Consider the following 20,584-nt stretch of genomic DNA (forward strand, 5'->3'; position numbering starts at 1 on the left):
CGGCGGTCACCGGGCCGGGGCGCCGCCGTCGGGCGTCCGCTCCCCGCGACGACGGCGCCCACCGCGCGGGCGAAGGCCGCGAACACCTCAGCGGGGTCGTTGGCCGTGACGAGCCGGGCGTTGGGGCGCCGGCCCCAGATGTCCCGCGTGTCGTGGACGGTGGTGCCGCGCAGCAGCTCCGAGTCCGCCTCGACGTCGACGACGGTGGCCCGCGTGGCGATGCGGGCCTGGCCCGCGGCCACCTGGGCGGCGAAGAGGTCGTGCAGGTGCGCGATGTAGCCCTGGTCGTAGTCGTGGTGGAACTCGAAGTAGAAGCGCAGCGCGTCGGCGAGCACGTCCAGGACGGGGCTGCCGGTCGCGGCGTCCGGTCCGGCGACCCGCGGTCGGTCCGCGGACCAGCCGACGGGGTGGGCGCCGGCGTCGGCCAGGAGGCCGTCCAGCAGGGCGGGCGTGTACTCGATCCGCTCCGTGGTCTCGAGCGCGCAGACCACCGGCAGGCGATCCTCGGGCAGGCCCTCGACGGCCGCGAACACCTCCTTCGCGGCGTCCGGGTCCACCCAGGTGTTCCACTCGGCGGTGGGCGTGGTGTTGCCCGGATGATAGAAGGAGCCGCCCATGATCACGACGCCGCGGGCGAGGAACGGCAGGCGCGGCTCGGCGCGCAGAGCGAGGGCCAGGTTCGTCAGCGGCGCGGTGCAGAGGATCGTCGTCTCCCCGGGGTGGGCCCGCAGCTCGTCCAGCCACACCTCCACGGCGGGCCGGGGCGCGAGCCGCTCAGGGCGCCGATCGATCCGGGCATGGCCGAGACCGCCGTCGCCGTGGGTCTCCGGAGTGGTGGCCGCGGGCCGGCGCAGCGGGGTCTCGGCGCCGACGGCCACCTCGACGTCGGCCCGACCGGCCAGGTCCAGCACCGCGGCCGTGTTCAAGGCGCAGTCCCGGGCGGTCGCGTTGCCGCCCGTGGTGGTGACGGCCGCGAGCTCGGGGCCGACACCCAGGCGGTGGGCGCCCACGAGGTGGAGCAGGGCGCAGGCGTCGTCGATGCCGGTGTCGACGTCGGCGAGGAGGCGGGCGGTCACGGGGTGGGCGTGCCGCCGTTGGCGTTGAGGGTCTCGCCGTTGACGTAGCTGGACTCGCCCGAGGCAAGGAACACGTAGGCGGGCGCCATCTCCACGGGCTGGCCGGCGCGGCCGATGGGGGTGCTGTGGCCGAACTCGGGCAGCTTCTCCTCGGGCTCACCGTAGGACACGTGCTGCACCGTCCAGATGGGCCCGGGCGCCACCGCGTTGACACGGATGCCCTTCGGGCCGAGCTGCTCGGCCAGGCCCTTGGTGAAGTTGTTGATGGCGCCCTTGGTGGCCGCGTAGTCGAGGAGCCTCGGGTTGGGGTTGTAGGCCTGCACCGAGGTGGTGTTCACGATCGTGCTGCCCGGGCCCATGTGCTTCAGCGCGGCGCGGCTGAGCGTGAACATGGACATGATGTTGATCTGGAACGTCTCGTGGACCTGCTCGTCCGTGAGATCGGCCAGGTCATCGGAGATGAACTGCTTGCCCGCGTTGTTCACGAGGATGTCCAGGCCACCGAGGCGCTGCGCGGCCTCGTCCACGAGGGAGGCGCGGTAGTCGGCGTCCATCAGGTCGCCCGGCAACGCGACGGCGGTGCGCCCGGCCGCCTCGATCGCCGCCAGGACGCGGTCGGCGTCGGGCTGCTCCTGAGGCAGGTAGGCGATGGCGACGTCCGCGCCCTCACGGGCGTAGGCGATGGCGACCGCGGCACCGATGCCGGAGTCGCCGCCGGTGATCAGGGCCTTGCGGCCGGTCAGCCGGCCCGCGCCCCGGTACGAGTCCAGACCGATGTCCGGGACGGGATCCGTCTTCACGTCCAGGCCCGGCTCGGGCTGGCGCTGCTTGGTGATATGGAGCTTCGGGTGGCGGGTGCGCGGGTCGTCATGGGCCAGCTGGGAGTCCTGCACGGGGATCGCGGGGGCGTCGTCCTTCTTCTCTGGAGTGGTCATGGGCCGGATGCTACGCGGCGCGCGTCAGAGGGTGACAAGGGACGGGGCGCGGCGTCGTCGGCGTGGCCCTCGCGACGGCGGCGCGGCGGCGGCCAGGCGTCAGCGGGGCCCGCTGAGGCCGCGCAGGGCGCCACGGTGCTGGAGCACGTGCAGGTCCCAGCGTGCGCTGAGCCCCTCGAACAACCCGATGCCACGCCGGGAGTTACCTTGCTCGTCCAGGCGCGGCGACCACGTGGCGATGCCCAGGGCCCCGGGCACGGCGCCGAGCAGCGCGCCCGAGACGCCGGACTTCGCGGGCACGCCGACCTCGGCCACCCACTGGCCGCTGGCGTCGTACATGCCGCAGGTGAGCATCACGGACATCGCCTGCTGCGCTACCCACTCGTCCAGCACCCGCTCCCCCGTCACGGGGTTCGTGCCGCCAGCGGCGAGGGTGGCGCCCATGACGGCCAGCTGGGGTGCGGTGACCAGGACCGAGCACTGCGCGAGGTACCCGGCCACGGCCTCGCGGGCCGAGATGGGCAGCCGGCCGGCGTCGGCGAGCAGGTGGGCCAGGCCCAGGTTGCGGTCGGCGCGGGTGCGCTCGGCGTCGAGGACGTCCTCGCAGACCTCCAGCTCGACGCCGGCCATCGCGCTGTAGCGGCGCAGTAGCAGGGCCGTCCGCTCATCCTCGTCCCCGGCGGGCAGGAGGGAGTGGACCAGGATGGCGCCGGCGTTGATCAGCGGGTTGCACGGCCGGCCGTCGTCGTGCAGGGACAGGTGGTTGAACGACTCACCGGAGGGCTCGACGCCCACGTCCTCCAGCACGTGGTCCAGGCCGATCTCCTGCAGCACCACCGCGTAGGTGAGGACCTTGGAGACCGACTGCAGCGCGAAGGCGTGCTCGGTCTCCCCGGCGGCGGCCTGGTGGCCGTCCACCGTGCACACCGCCACGGCGAGGCCGTCCACATGCTGGCCGGCGACGTCCTCGAGGTAGTCGGAGGGCTCGCCGCGGCGGTCCGACTCCACCTCGCCGAGCATCGCGCGCAGGTCGTCGTCGAATCGCGTCGTGTCCATTCCTGTCACAGTAGTGGACGGGCGCCCGGGTCGCGGGCGGGCACCGGGCCGGTCACGGTGTGTACTGGACCGGGCGTTCGGGCCCAGCGGCAGGCCCAGCCACCTCCAGCCGATGACCATGCCGGTGCACGCGGGCAGGAAGGCGATCGAGGACGGGAGCATCGTGGCGATCAGGGAGCCGATGCCCATCTTCCGGTCGTACCTCTGAGCCACCGCGATGATCAGCGGGACGCTACGCGGGCGACGGAGGGTGAGGGCAAGACCCGGGGGCCCGGGCCAGGGCTATCGTCGGGGGATGGACGTGCGGATCGGGACCTCCGGCTGGACCTACAGGCACTGGCGCGGGACCTTCTACCCGCAGGGGCTGCGGATCGCCGATCAGCTCGACCACTACACGGAGCGCTTCCGGACGGTCGAGCTCAACGGCTCCCACTACCGCTGGCCGGCGGACAGCACCGTCGAGGCCTGGCGCGAGCGCCTGCCCGCCGGCTTCGAGATGGCCGTCAAGGCCTCCCGCTACCTGACCCACTACCGCAAGCTGAACGAGCCGCAGGACTGGGTGGAGCGCATCGTGCACACGCTGGACCTGCTCGGCGACCACGCCGGGCCGCTGCTGCTGCAGCTGCCGGCCCACCTGCACCGCGACGACGGCCGGCTCGCCGGGTTCCTCGGCCTGCTGCCCGAGCGGGTGCGCGTGGCGGTGGAGGTCCAGCACGAGTCCTGGCTGGATGAGGACGTGTTCGACCTCCTCGACCGGCACGGGGCGGGGTTCGTGGTCTCGGTGATCGCCGGGCGGGAGCCGGTGCTGCGCGCGACCGGGCGTCTCGCCTACGTGCGCTTCCACAACGCGGACCCGGACTGGCGCTACGGCGGATCGTTCTCCGATGCCGAGCTCGCACCCTGGGTGGGGCGGCTGCGGGAGCTGACGGGCGCGGACGACGGCGGCCCGGCCGGGGACGCGGCGGGCGCGCGCCCCGCCTACGTCTACTTCAACAACGACAACCACGGCCACGCCGCGTTCAACGCGCTGACGCTGCGCAGGATGGCGGAGACCGAAGCCTGACACGTGCCGAGCGCGTGCCTAGCGTGAGGAGGAAGCGGCGGCCGAGCGCCGCCGTCGTCCCCCGAGAGCACAGGAAGGCAGACGCACATGACCCTCATGCAGATCCCCACGGACCACGGCACGATCGGACTGAACGTGGAGGAGGCCGGCCACGGGCGTCCCGTGGTCCTCATCCACGGCTGGCCGCTGACCCTCGACTCGTGGAAGGACCAGGTCGCAGCCGTGTCCCCGCACTACCGCGTGATCACCTATGACCGGCGGGGCTTCGGCGTCTCGGAGAAGCCCACCGGCGGGTACGACTACGACACGATGACCGCCGACCTGCACGGTCTGCTCACCGAGCTCGACCTGCGTGACGTGACGCTCGTGGGCTTCTCGATGGGCGGTGGCGAGGTGGCGCGCTACATGTCCCGGTTCGGCGCGGACCGGATCCACTCGGTGGTGTTCGCCGGCGCGGTGCCCCCGTACCTGCTGAAGACCGACGACAACCCCGACGGCCCGCTGACCGAGAAGCAGGCCGCCGAGATGCGCGCGGGCCTCGAGAAGGACCGCGAGTCGTTCTTCGACGACTTCACGACGACGTTCTTCTCCACCCCCAAGCTGGCCGGTCTGACCAGCAGCCTCAAGGTCACCGAGGAGCAGCGCCAGGAGGCCATCCGGATGGCGCTGCAGTCCGACCAGACGGCGGCGCTGGCCTGCATGGACGCGTTCGGGGCCACCGACTTCCGCCGCGACCTGCCGGCGGTGACCGTGCCGGCCCTGGTCCTGCACGGCGACGCCGACCAGATCGTGCCGTTCAAGGGCTCCGGCAAGCGGACGCACAAGGCGATCGACGGCAGCCGCGTCGAACTGGTCAAGGACGCCCCGCACGGATTCAGCATCAGCCACTCCGAGGAGTTCAACCGGATCCTGCTGGAGTTCCTGGCGGAGTGAGGGCGCGGGCGGGCGCATCAGAGTGCGGGACGCGAGACGGCGCTCGCGGGGGTGGTGCATGCCGCCCGGTCGGCAGAACCGCCCGTCAGCACGTGGAGGATGAAGCCGCTGAGCGCGGCTGCCCCCAGATGCAGGCCCACGGCCCGGAACGGGTCGATTCCGGACGGCAGGTGGGTGAGCACACTGAGTCAGATGATCCCGAAGACCGTCATCGACGCAGCTCCCTCCACAGCGACGCGCACCTACCGAAGCCGGGCAGATCCCAGGCCTGCCCCGCCACGAACGGCCATGCTACGGAAGGGACTGATGCACGTGTCGGTGACAGCCGTCGTCACGCCGCGTGAGCGGGCGTGGGGTCCATGATCGACTCGTCCCGGGTGGCCCATCGCCCTCGGTCGATCACGCTCTTCTGGAGGAGGGCGAAGAAGGACTCCATGGCCGCGTTGTCCCCGGCTGGGCCGACCTGGCCCATCGTGCCGATCAGCCCATGACGGGTGAGCGCGTCCTGAAGAAGGCCAGATCGGAACTGCGAGCCCTGGTCCGCGTCCACCAAGCACCTGGCCACCACGGCTGCACCGCCGCGCGTGTGACGGCCTTGTCCGCGCAGGGGTAGAGCTCCTCCTCACCCGTGAAGTGCTCCCTGATGTCGGTCAGCCAGGGCCTGTTCGGCGCTTCTGGAGTGGGCTGGCGCACAGACCGATGTGCTGTCGATCCCTGACGGTGAGATCCAGGCGCGTGAGAACGATCTGGATGCAGCAGGCACGTTCCCCGGTGACGGGTTGGTCGCGGACGCCTCTGTCGCGGGCCGTGGACGCTGATCGAGGCCGGTGTGGTCGAAGGTCGCACCTTGACGTCCTTCCCGAGCATCCGCACGGACCTGCGTGACGCCGGTGCGGACGTCGTCGGCCAGGACGTCGTGGTGGACGGAACCTGATCACCAGCCGCTCACCCGATGACCTGACTGTGTTCTGCGATACGATCGTGGCGTAATCTGCGAGCAATTCGACCCAGGAAGAGGTGATGGCATGAGCGTGACGAAGGGACTGCTTGTCAGGCTGGAGGCCCTGCCCGGCAAGGAGGACGAGGTCCAGGAATTCCTCGGCATCGGGCGAGGGCTCGTGGAGGAGGAGCCGGCCACCGTCGCGTGGTTCGCGATCCGCCTCGGCCCGTCGTCCTTCGGGATCTTCGACGTGTTCCCCGATGACGCCGGCCGCGACGCGCACCTGTCCGGCGCAGTTGCGAAGGCTCTCGGCGAGCAGACCGGCAAGCTGTTCAGCGAGCCGACGATCGAGAAGTTGGACGTCCTGGCCTCTAAGCTCCCCGCCTGAGACCACGACCCCGTCGAGCGTGCCGCTGTGCGATTCTCATATCGCACAGCGGCACGCTCGTCACGACGGGGTCACGTTGGTGGCTGCCTGCAGTGCGGCGGCGAGGTAGCCCGCGGAAGCACCGACGCCCTGATCCGCAACGTGGGCGGGCGTACCAGCTGCAACCACGGTCCCACCGGCGTCGCCCGCGCCGGGTCCAAGATCGATCACGTGATCGGCCACCGCGACAACGCGCATGTCCAGCTCCGCCGCGACGACCGTGTTGCCCGCATCGACCAGCGTCTGCAGGTGCGCGACGAGACGATCCGTGTCGGCGCAGTGGAGCCCGGACGTCGGCTCGTCCAAGACGTACAGCGTGTCTCCGCGCTGCGCGCGCTGCAACTCGGTTGCGAGCTTGACACGCTGCGCCTCACCCCCGGAGAGCTCGGTTGCCGGTTGACCCAGCCGGAGGTACTCGAGTCCCACGTCCGACAAGGCTGCCAGCGATCGAGTGATCTCCTCATCCCCCACGAAGAACAGGTTCGCCTCCTCGACGCTCATCGACAACACGTCGGCGATCGTGCGCCCCCGCCACGTGACCTCGAGCGTTGATGCCTTGTATCGCGTGCCGTGGCAGTCGGGGCATTCGGTGTACACGGAAGGCAGGAAGAGGAGCTCGACCATCACCGATCCCTCGCCCTCGCAGGTCGGGCAGCGCCCGCCGGCGACATTGAAGGAGAATCGGCCAGGCTTGTACCCACGGGAACGAGCTTCCGGGGTGTCTGCGAATCGACGACGCACGTGATCGAACAGCCCGGTATAGGTGGCGACGTTCGACCGCGGGGTCCGGCCGATGGGCCGCTGGTCGATGACGACCAGCCGCTGTACACCGGTGACGGGCCCGGCGACGCGCCCCTCGAGATGTTCCGGCGCATCCGCGAGGAGTGACTCGTCGCTGACCGGCTCGTCATCGGCCCGGGCAGCCAGGCCAAGGCGATCGCCGAGCAGCGACGGAAGGGCCTGGCTGACCAGACTCGACTTGCCGGACCCGGACACGCCCGTCACCGCGGTGAAGACACCCAGAGGGATATCGACGGTGAGGTCGTGCAGGTTGTTCCGCGTCACGTTCTCCAGGCGCAGCCAACTGCGTGCCTCACGGGGTGTGCGAAGAGGGAGACCGCGGCCGCCGAAGAGGTATCCGCGTGTCACGGACTCCGTGACACCGGCGAGACCGTCGGGCGGGCCGCTGTAGAGCACGCGGCCGCCGTGTTCACCGGCACCGGGGCCAATGTCGACCAGCCAGTCCGCGTGCCGCATCACAGCCACGGAGTGTTCGACGATGAACAGGCTGTTCCCTCGCCCCTTAAGTCCATCCAAAATCTCGAGGAGCGCCGCCACGTCCTGCGGATGCAGCCCCGCCGATGGTTCGTCGAGGACGTAGACGACCCCGAAGAGATCAGAGCTGAGCTGCGTCGCGAGCCGGAGTCGCTGCAGCTCGCCGCCCGACAGCGTTGGCGTCGTCCGACTCAATGACAAGTAGCCCAGTCCCAGATCGACCAGTGGACGAAGCCGTTGCAGCACCCCTGACGCGAGCTGGACCGCGGCAGCACGCTTCTCTGGTGTTCGGCTTGCGGTGGGTCGCACATCGGAAGAGGCGGCCTCGTGGTCCTCCTCGCGTGCGACGACTCCCGAGAGGATCGTGGCAAGTTCCCGGAGCGGCAGTTGGGAGAATTCGGCGATGTCGAATCCTTCGAACGTGACAGACAGCGCCTCGGGCTTCAGCCGTTTGCCATTGCAGGTCGGGCAGATCGCAGCGGTGAGGAACTGCGCGACGCGCCGTTTCATCGAGGCGCTCTTCGTGTTCGCGAACGTGTCCAGGATGTACCGGCGAGCCCCGACGAATGTGCCCGAGTAGCTCGGCTCCACGCCTGCTTCGATCGCAGCTTTGGACTCGGAGAGCGTGAGCCGGGAGTGGACCGGTACGAAGGGGGTCTCATCGGTATACAGGATCCAGTCCCGGTCCTTCTTCGGAAGGTCCCGCCACGGCACATCGACGTCGTAACCGAGAGCGACCAGCACGTCGCGCAGCTGATGGCCGTGCCACGCGGTCGGCCAGGAAGCGATGGCGCGTTCGCGGATGGTGAGCGAGGGGTCAGGGACCATCTGCTGCTCGTTCACCTCATACACGCGGCCGATGCCGTGGCATTCCGAGCAGGCCCCTTGGACCGTGTTCGCGGAGAAGTCCTCCGCATACAGCATCGGCTGTCCCTCCGGGTAGTCCCCGGCCCTGGAGTACAGCATTCGTACCAAGCTCGACAATGTGGTGATGCTGCCCACGGTCGATCGGGCGTTCCCGGAACCCCGCTGCTGCTGCAGGGCGACCGCCGGCGGCATCCCCGTGATCGAGTCGACATCGGGCACTCCCGCCTGATCGATCAGGCGGCGGGCGTACGGTGCGACCGATTCCAGATAGCGTCGCTGAGACTCGGCGTACAGCGTCCCGAACGCCAGCGAGGACTTTCCCGAGCCGGACACACCGGTGAAGACGACCGTTGCATCGCGCGGCACCGTGAGGTCGACATCCTGCAGATTGTTTTCGCGGGCGCCGAGAACGCGAACGTCAGGCTGCACGGAGAGCTTCGGCGGCACGAACGAAGAGGATTCAACCATGGTCGCATGTTAGCCACGCACGGAACAGTCGGACGATCTGCGTCCGGAGGAGAGGGGTCTGCCGTGAGTTTGGTTGACATCTGATCTGTGGTCCCGGGAGGGACTGCTGGAAGGATGACCCCATGCCCGCTGCATACCCCCGAGAGTTCCGCCAGGACGTGGTCGCGATCGCCCGTAAGGGTCAGATGCCGATCGCGCAGGTCGCGAAGGACTTCGGCATCGCCGAGTCCTGCCTACGGCGCTGGCTGGCCCAGGATGATGTCGAGGCCGGGATCCGGCCCGGCATCACCAAGGCTGAGAACGAGGAGCTGAAGGCTCTCAAGCGCCGCAACCGCGAGTTGGAGATGGAGAACGAGGTCCTACGGCGTGCGGCCGCGTATCTGTCCCAGGCGAACCTGAAATTGGGTCAGTCCCCAAAATGACCTATCCCGTCGTGAAGGACCTGGCCCGCGACGGGATTCCCGTGAAACTCTCCTGCCGGGTCCTCGGGTTCTCCCGTCAGGCCTACTACCAGTGGCTGGCCGAACCTGTCAGCGAGCGGGAATGGTCCGACGCGCATGCCGCCAACGCCGTCCTCGATGCCCATGCCGATGACCCGGAGTTCGGATACCGGTTCCTGGCTGATGAGCTCCGCGGCCGTGGCCTGGCCGTGTCGGACCATCAGGTGTTGAAGGCCTGTCGGCTCGTGAAGGTCCGCTGCTGCCACTCGATCCGTCGCGGCTCGGGCAAGCGTCCTGGCCCTGCCGTTCATGATGATCTGGTTCGTCGTGAGTTCCGCGCTGAGAAGCCGAACCAGCTGTGGCTCACGGACATCTCAGAGCATTGGGCCGGGGATTCCAAGCTCTATCTCTGCGCGGTCAAGGACGTGTTCTCGAACCGGATCGTGGGCTACTCGATCAATCGGCGGATGAGCTCGCAGCTGGCCGTGGACGCCCTGCAGATGGCTCTGGCCCGGCGTGGAGGCAAGGCCGAGGTGCAGGGTTGCCGGGTGCATTCGGACCGAGGATCGCAATTTCGAGCCAGGCGGTTCGTGGAGACGCTCCGGGTCAACGGCCTGGTCGGGTCGATGGGCAGGGTCGGTGCTGCTGGGGACAACGCGGCAATGGAATCCTTCTTCGCGCTGTTGCAGAAGAACGTGCTGAACCGGCGTCGCTGGCAGTCCTTCGACCAGCTCCGGCTCGCGATCGTGAGCTGGATCGAGCGGACCTATCACCGCCGTCGTAGGCAGGCCCGTCTCAGGAAGCTCACCCCTGTCGAGTTCGAGATGGTTCAATCAGTCCAGGCGGCTGCCGCCGCCTGATAACTCGTGTCAAGCAAACTCATGGCAGACCCCGGGCACCGATGGGACCTGTCAGGTCAGTACCGCGTCACGGTCAGCGTTGTGGTGGTGCACAAGGCGACCCTCTTCAGGGGGGCGCCTTAGGATGCCGCCAAGGTCCCCAACATGAGCCCAGTTGCTGGTCGTTAGGGGTACCTCGTGTCCCGCGCGGCCGACGCTACCGGCGTTTCAGGCGTCGGCGGCTGCCTAACTTCCCAGACCGACCCAGCTGAGCACGATGGTGGCCAGGAGGGTGAGCACAGCCACTAGGGCGTGTCTGACAATCGTTTGGATTACGCGAGCACCGCCCGCGTCCGCTGCGGCGATCAGCATCTGAAGCACCCGATCCCAGGTGCCTTCTTCGGCCATGCGTCGATACCAGGTCCACACTTCTCTGCCGCGGCCAGAAGACCTTGGGCAGATCGCGCTAGGCGATCCCGCACCGGTACCGGTAGATGATGGCCTCGATCATCATCCGCGCATCCGAGAAGGGCCTGCCGGGCCGGCCCGTGTGAGTAGGCAGCATCGGGGCGATCAGCTCCCACTGGGCATCGGAGAGCATCTGGAAACGGGACATGCCTTCCAAGGTGCCAGTGGGCCCCTAGACTGTTTGTCAGACACGCCCTAGGAGCGTATATGGCCTCTACCTCTCCAACGCTTTTGCCGTTCCGGATCGATTCTCTAGCCACCTCGCTCTTCGCCAAGGAGACAGGCTTCAGCGGCCCCCATCTCCATGACTTCTTCGCTCGTTACACCGACATGCTGGGCCCCTATCGGTGGAACGGGAGCCCCTCCCGATGGCAGATCTTCCAGACCGGGTTGCATTCTCTTCCGCTGCCTCAACAACGCGCCGTGCTACTGGAGTTGTGTTCCTACGACGGCGAGTTCAAAAACGGCCGCCCCCCTGAAGGGGAGCTCACCCGGCTACGGGGCATGCTCCTCTCCGCCGGCACCCCCGGCGCGCACGCAGCACAGGAGTCCCTGCAGAAGCTCGAGGACTGGGAGGCCGTCAACAGGTCCTGGCAGGCCGCGCTGACCAAAGTCCAGGACGACCCCGACGGAGCTATCACCGCGACCCGCACCACCATCGAGAGCGTGTGCAAGCACATCTGCGATGAACGCGGAGTGAAGTACGAAGACGGGTGGGATCTCGCTCGGCTCTACAAGGCCACCTCAAGTGCGATGCAGGTGGCACCGGATCAGCACAGCGAACAGATCATCAAGCAGATCCTCAGTGGGGCGGCAACGCTTGTTGGAGGACTGGCCGCGATGAGGAATGCCCTCAGCGACGCCCACGGTCGAGGCAAGCGCTCTGTGGGGCCGGCACCTCGCCATGCCAAGCTCGCGGTCAACGCGGGGTTCGCCATCGCCGGCTTCCTCATCGACACCCACGTAGAGAAACCGCCCGTTTCCAGCTGACCCTCTCGGCCCCGATTCTTAGGTTTAGAACGGCAGGGCCCCGTGTACGTTGTGCCTGTGGAGCAACTTGCAGATCGCGGCGTCATCCGCGCAGCCCTGGACGACTTCGGACATGCCTGGGGTCAACGCATCGCCCGCTGGCGCGCCGATGGACAAACCCACACGGAGAAGTCCTTCGCCCAGCAGTTCTGGTCCGACCTGCTGCGCACCTTCGAGGTGATCCCCGAGCGCATCGACCTGTTCGAGCGCGGGGCCGCGCGCGCCTCCACCGGTGGGGCCGGCTACATCGACTTCTTCTGGTCCGGTGTCGCCCTGGGCGAGGCCAAGTCCCTGGGCTCTGACCTCGACGTCGCCCACGACCAGGCCCTGGACTACCTGGCTGGCGGATCCATCGGTCAGCACGAGTGGCCCAAGTACGTGCTGGTCACCGACTTCGCCCGCATCCGTGTCGAACGTCTGGGCGAGGCCGGCTGGGTGTCCGAGTTCGCGGTGCAGGACGCCGCCGATCACGTGGACGAGCTGATGTTTTTGGCCGGCCGGGACACCGTGACCAAGACCGAGGAACAAGAGGCCTCCATCGCGGCCGCGCAGCTGATGGCCTCCATGTTCACCGCCCTCGTCGGGGACGAGGTGGACGTACCCGTGGGCGAGGAGGCCCCCGAGGACGCCGAAGAGGAGGAGTTCGCCACCCAGCAGGCCTCGATCCTGCTCACCCGGCTGCTGTTCCTGCTCTACGGAGACGACGCCGGCCTGTGGGAGGCCGACCTGTTCCAGCGTTGGGTGGAGTGGGACACCACCGCCGACAACCTCGGCCCCCAGCTCGACGCGCTCTTCCGCGTGCTCAACACCCCAGAGAACCGGCGCCGCGGCGTGCCGGACTCTCTGGCCCGCTTCCCCTACGTCAACGGCGGCATCTTCGACGGCACCTCCACGGCCGGCTTCCTCACCAACGACTTCCGGGACGCGCTCGTGGCCGCCTGCCGGTTCCGGTGGACCCAGATCTCCCCGGCCGTATTCGGCTCCATGTTCCAACTGGTCAAGTCCAAGCAGGCCCGCCGCGGGGACGGAGAGCACTACACCTCCGAGGAGAACATCCTCAAGACCATCGGCCCGCTCTTCCTGGACGAGTACCGCGCCCGAGCGGACCGACTCATCCAGAACAAGACCACCACCCGGCGTGAGGTGATCGGCCTGATCGAGGAGATGGCCGCCAACATCTACGTCGACCCGGCCTGCGGGGCCGGCAACTTCTTGAACCTGGCCTACGCCAAGCTGCGCGAGATCGAGACGGACCTGCTGGCCGACCAGCGCCGCCGCACCGGGTCCCAGGACCTGTCCCTGGACGTGAGCTTGGACCAGCGGATCCACATCGACCGGTTCTACGGGATCGAGATCAACTGGTGGCCGGCCAAGATCGCCGAGACCGCCATGTTCCTCGTGGACCACCAGGCCAACCGACAGCTGGCCGCCGCGCTCGGCCAGGCCCCGGTGCGTCTGCCGATCAAGATCACCGCCACGATCTACCAGCACGACGCGCTCACCCTCGACTGGTCTCAGGCCCTGCCCGCCCCGGCCGGGCGCACGTTCGTGTTCGGCAACCCCCCGTTCCTAGGGCGTGTCTGACAATGAGTCCAGGGGCCGGCTGACACCCTGAAAGGCATGTCTCGTTTCCAGATGCTCTCCGATGCCCAATGGGAACTAATCGCCCCGACCCTTCCGACCCGGACCGGCCGCGCCGGCAGGCCGTTCGCCGATGCCCGCACGATGGTGGAGGCAATCATCTACCGGTACCGGTGCGGGATTGCCTGGAGGGATCTGCCCGAGGTCTACGGGCCCTGGCAGACCGTGTGGACCTGGCACCGCCGGATGGCGGCCGAGGGCACCTGGGACACGGTGCTGACAAAGCTGACCGCCGCCGCTGACGCGCAGGGCTTGGTGGACTGGTCGGTGGCGGTGGACTCCACGATCGCCCGCGCTCACCAGCACGCCACGAACACCACCCGCCACACAGGGGGATGGATCGAGTTACAGGAATCCGCGTGAAGAGCCGGCCGACCACGGGATAGGACGTTCTCGCGGCGGGTTGAGCACGAAGATCCATCAGCTCGTGGACGGGGCCGGGCTGCCGCTGGTCAGCCTGATCACCCCAGGCCAAGCAGGGGACTCCCCGATGCTGCTGCCCCTGCTGGAACAGCTGCGCGTGACCCGGCCTGCAGGCCGGCCCCGGACCCGTCCCGAGGCGGTGCTGGGCGACAAGGCGTACTCATCGCGGGCGATCCGCGCCCACCTGCGTGCCCGCCGGATCAAGGCCGTCATCCCCGAGCCGGCCGACCATCAGGGCCACCGGAAACGCCGGGGCTCCCACGGTGGTAGGCCCGTGGGCCTCGACGCAGCCGCCTACAAGGGCCGGAATGTCATCGAGCGCCAGTACGCGCACCTGAAGCAGTGGCGGGGCCTGGCCACCAGGTATGACAAGTACGTGATCGTCTACCGGGCCGCCGTCCTCCTGAACGCGGTGATCGCGTGGTCGAAACTATTGTCAGACACGCCCTAGTGCAGATGGCCGTGCAATCCACGTCTGAGTTCCACGCGTGCGTTTTTTGAAAGTGACATTGGTGCCCAGGCTGGAGCGGATCGCGCTGATGCCCGGTGCCGGCGTGGCCTGTTGCACCGGCACCGGCTCCGTGTTGCCCGGCGGGGCTTGGGACCGGAGCTGCGCCTGGTCGCCGACCCGGCGCCCGGCCAGGACGAGGCCGGGCTACGGCCGATGGCCGCCGCCCTCCAGTAAGTGCTCGGCGAGATCCGCACCCGGCCGAGAAGGCCGGCTCCGTGGAGATCGCCGTCGCTCGCCCAAGTCAGTTACCGCGGCGGACCGGCGAATGACCGGTGGCCGGAGCATCTGCACGCCAATTCACTGATGGCCAGCTTCCATCTTGTGCGGCTTCCCGCAACAGCCCGAGGAGCGCATTCGTGACCACTTGGGTGGCGGGTGCGGGCCGGTGGGACCTTGGGCTGGCCAGGATCAGGTCACGGACCGCCTGGGGGTCATCCAGCGGGGCCATGGAAAGGGTGGCGGCGACATCTCCATACGTGAAGCACACCGCCGGCAGGATGGTCCACCCGTGTCCACCGGCGACAAGGCGCATGGCCAGGCGGGACGCATTGACCTGCACGGAAATCCGTGGCTCCACGTGTGCGCGGGCTGTTGCTTCGTCGATGAGCGTCCGCAGGGCATGGCCACGGGCGGGAACGATCAAGGGGTGGGCGGCGACATCGCGGACGGTTATCGGCTTGACGTCGCTGAGGCCCACATCCCTGGGGGCCATGGCCCAGAGTTTTTCGGTCGCGATGGGGGTGACGCGCACCGCACCGGGGTCGGAGACGCCGAAGAGGATTGAGGCGTCCAACAGGCCTTCGTAGAGCCATTCTCGAAGATGCCCCGCGAAGGCGGTGGTGATCTGCAGGTCGATCTGCGGATGGGTCCGGGAGAGCCTCGCCACCAGTGGCTCGGCAACCAGGTCGGTGACACTATCCAGAATGCCAATCCGGACTGTCCCCTGGACAGCATCCTTTTGCTGCCGCACCTCGGTTTCCGTGCGCTCCAAATCGGAGATGACCCGACGCGCGGAGGCGATGAGGATTTGGCCGGCATCCGTGGTGATCATCCCCTGGCGCGTGCGCTGGAAGAGGTCCACCCCCAGCTCCGATTCCAGTGTTCGCACCTGCTTGGTGACCGCCGACTGAACCACGTGCAGCAGCTGTGCGGCTCGGGTCACGCTGCCGGTCTCCGCCACCGCGAGCAAAGTTCTCAGCTGCTTCAGTTCCACGCTGCCCTCCATCAGTGCATGTCATGCCCCAGACTCCCGCATACATCTCCGGGTGTCATGCGGGCATCTCCATTCATCATTCGACTCGCTATTGATTCACCTTTGAGAATGGGGTGACACAGATCATACGAGAAGGGATCGGCACCATGGAAGCAGCACCGCATATCGATCGACTCAAGGCCCTGCCCAGCGCGGCAGTCTCGGACGCACTGGACGCCCTTGGGCTTCCCGGCTCCATCCAGGGACTGTCCCGCCGGGCGACGGACTCCGTCGTCGCAGGACGGGCCTTCACCGTTCGGTACGAGGAGGCCGGGGATGAGGCCGGCACCGTGGGCGACTTCCTGGACGACGTCCCCGCAGGCGATGTCGTCGTCATCGACAATTCCGGGCGGACCGACTGCACCACGTGGGGAGGGATCATGAGCCGGGTGGCGGCCATGCGGGCAGTCGCGGGGACCGTGGTCCATGGAGCCTGCCGGGACGTCTCGACCTCGTCGGAGGCCGGATATCCCATCTGGTCCTCGGGGGTGTTCATGCGCACGGGCAAGGACCGGGTGCGATGCGCCGAGGTGCAGGGGGAGCTTCTCATCGACGGCGTCGGGGTGCATCCCGGTGATTTCGTGCTGGCCGATGCCGATGGTGTCGTCGTGGTGCCCCAGAGCGTCATCGGTGAGGTGCTGGACCTGGCCGAGCACATCGAAACCACAGAGGACAAGATCGTTGCGGACGTCCAGGCCGGCAGCAGGCTGGTGGAATCCCGCGAGCGGTTCCAATACCACACGCTCCAGAGGGCGGTAGCGCCTTGAGGAATGCTCGTGCCTGATGTGGCACTTCCCGGCAGCGCACTAACTACGTCGAATAGGTAAAGAAATCATGGAAATCATCATGGATATCATGATCCTCAGCCTGTTTATCGGGCTGGGATGGATCATCCGAGAGCGAGTCAAAGTACTCCAGAGGCTCTTCATTCCGGCCTCGGTCATCGGTGGAATACTGCTGTTGATCTGCGGCCCGCAGGTGCTCGGTATCGTGCCGATCTCGGACGCCATCGCTCAATACCCGCAGTTCCTGATCATCATCATCCTGACCGCGATGATCTTCGGCAACCGGCTCGACCGCAAGCGAGCCGCCTCCTACATGGACTACGGCGTGGTGGCCGCGGGAAACTATGGGGCGATGCTGTTCTTCGGAGTCGGTATCGGGTTCCTGCTCACGCTGGTGTGGACCACCATGCCACCGAACTGGGGCATCGTCGGCGTCTACTCCTTCTTCGCCGGACACGGCGCTGCAGGATCGGCGGCAGGCATCTTCGCGGAACTGGGCCATTCCGACTTCATGGGCATCGCGATGATCGTCGCGACCATTGGGCTCATGGCCGCCCTGGGCATCGGGATGCCCCTCATCAACTGGGGCGTGCGCAAGGGCTACACCCAGTTCGTGGCCAAGCCCAAGAACCTCCCCGCGGAGTACTACGGCGGTCCCATGCCCGCGGAAAAGCGCACGCCCATCGGCGTCAACACCACCTCGACCTCGGGGATCAACGCCATCGCGCTCCAGGTCTTCTTCCTGGCCGCGTGCATCATGCTCGGATACGGCATCCGAGAACTCCTCGTGCACAACGTCTCCGGATACTTCTCCAACATCGACGATATCGTCTTGGGCATTATCGGGGCGGTCATCATCTGGCCTCTGATGACGGTGACCAAGACCGATGTCTACGTGGACAAGAAGACCGTCAACAACATCAGCGGACTGGTCCTGGAGTTCCTCATTGTGGCCGCGATCGGCACGCTCAGTATCAGCGCGATGGTCTCCTATGCCGTGCCGATCCTCATCTACAGCGTCCTCATGCTGGCCGTGATGACGGTGCTGTACGTGGTGTCCTGCAAGCTGTTCTGCCGTGAGCAGTGGTTTGAGAAGTTGGCCCTGATGTTCGGCCAGAGCATTGGCAACTCGGCAACAGGCCTCACGCTGTTGCGGTGCATCGACCCGAAGTTGCAGAGTTCCGCCGGCGACGCCGGCGGGGTCTTCCTGCTGTTGTTCATGCCGGTATGGGTCGGGATGATTGCCCTCGGGCCCGTCATCGCCGTAACCGGAAGTGGTGTGGTGACTCTCTTGGCCATCGGCGCCGGGCTGTGGGCCGTGTTCTATGGGATCGGCTTCCTGTTCCTGCGCCGAAGAAACAACGCCTCGCCTCCGAAGAGGACGGAACCGGTCGCCGGCCGAGTCTGAGACCCAACGAAACGCCCGGCAGCGTTCAGGAATTCAAGAACAAGGAGAAGGCAACAATGCACGAGAACCTCGGAACCACCCTCTCGATGGACCACCACTTCAAGGAGTTCCAAGCGCTGGGAGCCGCCACCGTCTACGAGGCCAGCGGCCAGGAGGGAGCACTCGACTCCGGCATCAAACCGGTCAACCCGGCCAGCCGAATGTGCGGACGTGCCATCACGCTGGAACTCGACCCGGCGGACAATTGGTACATCCATGTCGCCCTGCTGCAAGCCCGGCCCGGAGACGTCCTGGTCATCGACGCCCAAGGGTTCCTGGAAGCGGGAGCATGGGGGGACGTCCTCACTCTCGCCGCCCAGGAACGGGGACTGCACGGACTGGTCATTGACGGATCCGTCCGGGACGCCCAGGACATCATCGACGCCGGCTTTCCGGTGTACAGCCGAGGAATCAGCATCAAGGGCACCACCAAGGCAAGGCACGGACGCATCAACGTCCCCATCCGGGTTGGAGGTGTGCTGGTCAAGCCAGGCGATCTCATGATCGGTGACCGCGATGGTGTCTGCCGCGTGGAAGCGAACCGCATCACCGAAGTCCTGGAGGCCTCGAAGGGACGCGCCGCCAAGGAAGAAGGGATGCGCAGGAAACTCCGCCAAGGGGCATCCACTCTCGAACTGCTGGCCCTCGAGAACCCAGAAAGGGATGATGCCGCGCTGGACATTCCCTGAGCATGCGGCAATGCTCTTGCCCCGATTCGGGTTCCCGGTCAAGACGGCATCCAGATCCCGGACAGCACGATGGCCCGCCAGGCCACCGAACTGGTCAGGGACGTCGCCACCGACCTGGTGTTCCACCATTCCTGAAGCGCCCTGGGTTTCGTTCCGATCCAACTGAAGGAGAATCGGAACATGCCCAAGAAGTTCAGCCCCGAGCTGCGTGAGCGCGCCGTGCGGTTGGTCCTCGAACGCCAAGCCGCCGAAGGAGGGCCCCGCTCGCACTCGATCCGGGCCATCGCCCCTCAGGTCGGCGTGGGTGAAGCGCCCTGGGTTTGTTGGAGACTCCTGACCTTGGAAACGAGGATGGAGTTATGCCGAAAGAGCAGACAGCGGGGAAGCCGACGACGCGTCGGTATTCGCCGGAGGAGAAGGCCGCGGCGGTCCGGATGGTGCGGACGCTGCGTGCCGAGCTGGGGACCGAGCATGGGACTGTGCAGCGGGTCGCGACGCAGCTCGGATACGGGGTCGAGTCCGTGCGGATGTGGGTCAAGCAGGCCGACATCGACGACGGCGTCACCTCTGGTGTGAGCAGCGCTGAGGCGCAGCGGGTGCGTGAGCTGGAGCAGGAGGTCCGGGAGTTGCGGCGGGCCAATGAGGTCCTCAAGCATGCTGCGTCTTTCTTCGGGGCGGAGCTCGACCGCCACTACCGGAAGTAGTCGCGTTCATCGACGCGAACAAGGATGACCTGGTCGACGCTCGCCGGCTCGGAGTCGAGCTCATCTGCAGGCTGCTGCAGGTGGCTCCGAGCAGCTACTACGCCGCCAAGACCCGCGCCCCCTCGGCTCGCGCGGTGCGGGACGAGGAGCTGATCCCGCAGCTGGTCGAGCTCTAGGAGACGAACTACCGCGTCTATGGAATCCGCAAGCTCTGGAAAGCCGCCGGCCGGGCGGGGATCATGATCGGCCGAGACCAGACCGCCCGGCTGATGCGCGCTGCAGGCATCGAGGGTGCGCGGCGGTCGAAGAGGGTCAAGACCACCCGGCCGGACCCGGCGTCGGCGCGGCACCTGGACCTCGTGAAGCGGGAGTTCACCGCGCCTGCCCCGAACCGGCTTTGGGTCACCGACCTGACGTTCGTGCCGACGTGGGCCGGCGTCGCGTACGTCTGCTTCATCGTCGACGCGTTCAGCAGGATGATCGTAGGGTGGCGGTGCGCGTCACACATGCGCACCGAGATGGTCCTCGACGCGATCGAGATGGCCCGCTGGTCCCGCGGCGCTCGCCACGAGGACCTGCGCTGTCACAGCGACGCGGGGTCTCAATTCACCTCCATTCGCTACGGCGAACGCCTCGCCGAGATCGGAGCGACACCGTCGATCGGGACCGTCGGGGACAGCTATGACAACGCCCTGGCCGAGACCGTGAACGGCTATTACAAGGCCGAGCTCGTCCGCGGACCCGCACGGCCAGGTCCCTGGCGAACGGTCGAGGACCTCGAGCTCGCGACCCTCGGGTGGGTGTCCTGGCACAACACGCAACGCCTCCACGGCTACCTCGGCGACGTCCCACCCGCCGAGTTCGAGGACACGTTCTATGCTGTCGAAGCCGGCCGCGAACAGCTGGTCGGAATCAAATAGCGCGAGTCTCCATCAGACCCAGGGCGCTTCAATGTGATCGATCTGCACCGTCGAGGCCGAGGTGTGCGTGACCAGATCCCAACCGGTCACCCACTTGCCCTTGGCCACCGTGCACTTACGGGTCGTGGTGTACGTCGGGGACACCTTGGACTCGGCGATCAGCACCTCAGCCCGCGTGTTCTGGCAGTCCCCGTTCGCGTCCTTCCAGCCACCGAACTGGGCGTCCCGGTCATAGCCGGTGTTGTTCTCCGCCGCCACCGCCAAAGACGACACCGCCGTGCGCAGCGGGGCCGAATACGTGGTGCCGGCTGCCGCCGGTCCCGCGCCCCCGAGGACAGCGGTGGCGACGAAAGCAGCAGCAGTGACCAGAGAAGCCAGAGAGCGTCGTGACATGGG

Annotated in this window: 17 protein-coding genes, 4 pseudogenes and 1 other annotated feature; of the genes and pseudogenes, 12 read left to right on the forward strand and 9 right to left on the reverse strand. The window is 67.4% G+C overall.

Features of this window, described 5'->3' with window-relative positions; genetic code table 11:
* Nucleotides 1-140: 140 nt before the first annotated feature.
* The 3 genes and pseudogenes from POD19_RS12125 to glsA all read right to left on the reverse strand — a co-directional run.
* A pseudogene (locus tag POD19_RS12125) lies at nucleotides 141-1,076 on the reverse strand (nucleoside hydrolase); the annotation flags it as partial.
* Nucleotides 1,073-2,011, reverse strand: a complete 939-nt coding sequence (locus POD19_RS12130) for an SDR family oxidoreductase (RefSeq protein ID WP_144818276.1) — start codon at nucleotides 2,009-2,011, stop codon at nucleotides 1,073-1,075. The gene POD19_RS12130 and the pseudogene POD19_RS12125, both read right to left, overlap by 4 nt.
* A 99-nt stretch (nucleotides 2,012-2,110) precedes the next feature.
* Nucleotides 2,111-3,292: a glutaminase A gene (gene glsA / locus POD19_RS12135; RefSeq protein ID WP_274607797.1), complete on the reverse strand. Its 1,182-nt coding sequence runs from the start codon at nucleotides 3,290-3,292 to the stop codon at nucleotides 2,111-2,113.
* A gap of 76 nt (nucleotides 3,293-3,368) precedes the next feature.
* Between glsA and POD19_RS12140 the strand changes: the two genes are divergently transcribed.
* Both POD19_RS12140 and POD19_RS12145 read left to right on the forward strand, forming a co-directional pair.
* Nucleotides 3,369-4,130, forward strand: coding sequence for a DUF72 domain-containing protein (locus POD19_RS12140; protein WP_080695855.1), 762 nt, complete (start codon nucleotides 3,369-3,371; stop codon nucleotides 4,128-4,130).
* 87 nt (nucleotides 4,131-4,217) lie between these two features.
* Entirely contained in the window at nucleotides 4,218-5,063 is an 846-nt protein-coding gene (locus POD19_RS12145; RefSeq protein WP_036314027.1) for an alpha/beta fold hydrolase, read from the forward strand.
* A gap of 17 nt (nucleotides 5,064-5,080) precedes the next feature.
* Here the strand turns inward: POD19_RS12145 and POD19_RS12150 are convergent, their stop codons facing one another.
* Both POD19_RS12150 and POD19_RS12155 read right to left on the reverse strand, forming a co-directional pair.
* On the reverse strand, nucleotides 5,081-5,245 hold the full coding sequence (locus tag POD19_RS12150; RefSeq protein WP_161664781.1) for a hypothetical protein: 165 nt from the start codon (nucleotides 5,243-5,245) through the stop codon (nucleotides 5,081-5,083).
* Between the two features lie 149 nt (nucleotides 5,246-5,394).
* On the reverse strand, nucleotides 5,395-5,613 hold the full coding sequence (locus POD19_RS12155) for a hypothetical protein (protein ID WP_129867145.1): 219 nt from the start codon (nucleotides 5,611-5,613) through the stop codon (nucleotides 5,395-5,397).
* A 279-nt stretch (nucleotides 5,614-5,892) separates the two neighbouring features.
* Between POD19_RS12155 and POD19_RS13075 the strand changes: the two genes are divergently transcribed.
* Together POD19_RS13075 and POD19_RS12165 are read left to right on the forward strand one after the other, a co-directional pair.
* Nucleotides 5,893-5,997 (forward strand): hypothetical protein, encoded by a 105-nt coding sequence (locus POD19_RS13075; protein WP_371441086.1) that lies wholly within the window; start codon nucleotides 5,893-5,895, stop codon nucleotides 5,995-5,997.
* Between the two features lie 91 nt (nucleotides 5,998-6,088).
* Entirely contained in the window at nucleotides 6,089-6,391 is a 303-nt protein-coding gene (locus POD19_RS12165; protein WP_036314025.1) for a putative quinol monooxygenase, read from the forward strand.
* A 60-nt stretch (nucleotides 6,392-6,451) separates the two neighbouring features.
* On the opposite strand, the gene POD19_RS12170 is transcribed toward POD19_RS12165, so the two are convergent.
* On the reverse strand, nucleotides 6,452-9,040 hold the full coding sequence (locus POD19_RS12170) for an excinuclease ABC subunit UvrA (protein ID WP_036314023.1): 2,589 nt from the start codon (nucleotides 9,038-9,040) through the stop codon (nucleotides 6,452-6,454).
* A 122-nt stretch (nucleotides 9,041-9,162) separates the two neighbouring features.
* Between POD19_RS12170 and POD19_RS12175 the strand changes: the two are divergent.
* Nucleotides 9,163-10,340 (forward strand): annotated as a pseudogene (locus POD19_RS12175) (IS3 family transposase).
* Between the two features lie 498 nt (nucleotides 10,341-10,838).
* On the opposite strand, the pseudogene POD19_RS13080 reads toward POD19_RS12175, so the two are convergent.
* Nucleotides 10,839-10,935 (reverse strand): annotated as a pseudogene (locus tag POD19_RS13080) (IS5/IS1182 family transposase); the annotation flags it as partial.
* A gap of 59 nt (nucleotides 10,936-10,994) precedes the next feature.
* On the opposite strand from POD19_RS13080, the gene POD19_RS12185 reads away from it, so the two are divergent.
* From POD19_RS12185 to POD19_RS12195, 3 genes are all read left to right on the forward strand, one after another.
* Nucleotides 10,995-11,777, forward strand: coding sequence for an abortive infection family protein (locus tag POD19_RS12185; protein WP_036314019.1), 783 nt, complete (start codon nucleotides 10,995-10,997; stop codon nucleotides 11,775-11,777).
* Nucleotides 11,778-11,834: 57 nt separating this feature from the next.
* Nucleotides 11,835-13,400 carry a DNA methyltransferase gene (locus POD19_RS12190; protein ID WP_144819294.1) on the forward strand — a complete coding sequence of 522 codons (1,566 nt, stop codon included), beginning with the start codon at nucleotides 11,835-11,837 and terminating at the stop codon, nucleotides 13,398-13,400.
* A gap of 36 nt (nucleotides 13,401-13,436) precedes the next feature.
* A protein-coding gene (locus tag POD19_RS12195) for an IS5 family transposase (protein ID WP_144819293.1) occupies nucleotides 13,437-14,331 on the forward strand; the annotation gives its coding sequence in 2 pieces (ribosomal slippage) (nucleotides 13,437-13,793 and nucleotides 13,795-14,331; 894 coding nt in all).
* A gap of 301 nt (nucleotides 14,332-14,632) precedes the next feature.
* Here POD19_RS12195 and POD19_RS12200 read toward each other — a convergent pair.
* Nucleotides 14,633-15,604 carry a LysR family transcriptional regulator gene (locus POD19_RS12200; RefSeq protein ID WP_144819291.1) on the reverse strand — a complete coding sequence of 324 codons (972 nt, stop codon included), beginning with the start codon at nucleotides 15,602-15,604 and terminating at the stop codon, nucleotides 14,633-14,635.
* Between the two features lie 146 nt (nucleotides 15,605-15,750).
* On the opposite strand from POD19_RS12200, the gene POD19_RS12205 reads away from it, so the two are divergent.
* From POD19_RS12205 to POD19_RS12220, 4 genes and pseudogenes are all read left to right on the forward strand, one after another.
* Nucleotides 15,751-16,410 carry an RraA family protein gene (locus POD19_RS12205; protein WP_144819289.1) on the forward strand — a complete coding sequence of 220 codons (660 nt, stop codon included), beginning with the start codon at nucleotides 15,751-15,753 and terminating at the stop codon, nucleotides 16,408-16,410.
* 67 nt (nucleotides 16,411-16,477) lie between these two features.
* Nucleotides 16,478-17,836, forward strand: a complete 1,359-nt coding sequence (locus POD19_RS12210) for a sodium/glutamate symporter (RefSeq protein ID WP_144819287.1) — start codon at nucleotides 16,478-16,480, stop codon at nucleotides 17,834-17,836.
* Between the two features lie 56 nt (nucleotides 17,837-17,892).
* The gene (locus POD19_RS12215) at nucleotides 17,893-18,564 is read left to right on the forward strand and encodes a 4-carboxy-4-hydroxy-2-oxoadipate aldolase/oxaloacetate decarboxylase (RefSeq protein WP_340309491.1); all 672 of its coding nucleotides are present in this window, start codon (nucleotides 17,893-17,895) and stop codon (nucleotides 18,562-18,564) included.
* Between the two features lie 359 nt (nucleotides 18,565-18,923).
* Nucleotides 18,924-20,188 (forward strand): annotated as a pseudogene (locus POD19_RS12220) (IS3 family transposase).
* Nucleotides 19,223-19,357 (forward strand) — a sequence feature (AL1L pseudoknot). It overlaps the preceding pseudogene by 135 nt.
* Before the next feature lie 12 nt (nucleotides 20,189-20,200).
* Here POD19_RS12220 and POD19_RS12225 read toward each other — a convergent pair.
* Nucleotides 20,201-20,581 carry a hypothetical protein gene (locus tag POD19_RS12225; RefSeq protein WP_222114844.1) on the reverse strand — a complete coding sequence of 127 codons (381 nt, stop codon included), beginning with the start codon at nucleotides 20,579-20,581 and terminating at the stop codon, nucleotides 20,201-20,203.
* Nucleotides 20,582-20,584 lie beyond the last annotated feature (3 nt).

The sequence above is a fragment of the Micrococcus sp. GPGPB33 genome, from assembly GCF_037853785.1.
In the GTDB taxonomy this organism is placed as follows: Bacteria; Actinomycetota; Actinomycetes; order Actinomycetales; family Micrococcaceae; genus Micrococcus; species Micrococcus luteus.

Bases quoted from the DNA above. Each gene is read 5' to 3' on its own strand.
- POD19_RS12130 (WP_144818276.1), bottom strand. From the start codon at position 2,011: ATGACCACTCCAGAGAAGAAGGACGACGCCCCCGCGATCCCCGTGCAG.
- POD19_RS12145 (WP_036314027.1), top strand. From the start codon at position 4,218: ATGACCCTCATGCAGATCCCCACGGACCACGGCACGATCGGACTGAAC.
- POD19_RS12165 (WP_036314025.1), top strand. From the start codon at position 6,089: ATGAGCGTGACGAAGGGACTGCTTGTCAGGCTGGAGGCCCTGCCCGGC.
- POD19_RS12170 (WP_036314023.1), bottom strand. From the start codon at position 9,040: ATGGTTGAATCCTCTTCGTTCGTGCCGCCGAAGCTCTCCGTGCAGCCT.
- POD19_RS12185 (WP_036314019.1), top strand. From the start codon at position 10,995: ATGGCCTCTACCTCTCCAACGCTTTTGCCGTTCCGGATCGATTCTCTA.
- POD19_RS12205 (WP_144819289.1), top strand. From the start codon at position 15,751: ATGGAAGCAGCACCGCATATCGATCGACTCAAGGCCCTGCCCAGCGCG.
- POD19_RS12210 (WP_144819287.1), top strand. From the start codon at position 16,478: ATGGAAATCATCATGGATATCATGATCCTCAGCCTGTTTATCGGGCTG.
- POD19_RS12215 (WP_340309491.1), top strand. From the start codon at position 17,893: ATGCACGAGAACCTCGGAACCACCCTCTCGATGGACCACCACTTCAAG.
- POD19_RS12225 (WP_222114844.1), bottom strand. From the start codon at position 20,581: ATGTCACGACGCTCTCTGGCTTCTCTGGTCACTGCTGCTGCTTTCGTC.